The organism is Exiguobacterium sp. HSB13 (assembly GCF_056764755.1).
This window is the reverse complement of sequence record NZ_JBUZOM010000051.1, coordinates 1-255: the sequence shown is the minus strand read 5'-3', so window position 1 is coordinate 255 and position 255 is coordinate 1. Positions and strand designations below refer to the sequence as shown.

At 55.3% G+C, this 255-nt stretch carries 1 rRNA gene; it reads right to left on the bottom strand.

Annotated features, from left to right (window positions below):
• Positions 1–255, bottom strand: a 23S ribosomal RNA gene (locus tag ACZGCQ_RS17010); the annotation flags it as partial.

The window sequence follows — 255 nt, the reverse complement described above, 5'->3', positions numbered from 1 at the left end:
CTAGGGAGTATTTAGCCTTGGGAGATGGTCCTCCCGGATTCCGACGGGGTTTCACGTGTCCCGCCGTACTCAGGATCCACTCTGGAGGGAAAACAGTTTCAGCTACAGGGCTGTCACCTTCTTCGGCCGACCTTTCCAGGTCCTTCACCTACTGTCTTCCTTTTTGACTCCGTATAGAGTGTCCTACAACCCCGAAGAGCATGCTCTTCGGTTTGGGCTGTTCCCGTTTCGCTCGCCGCTACTCAGGGAATCGCA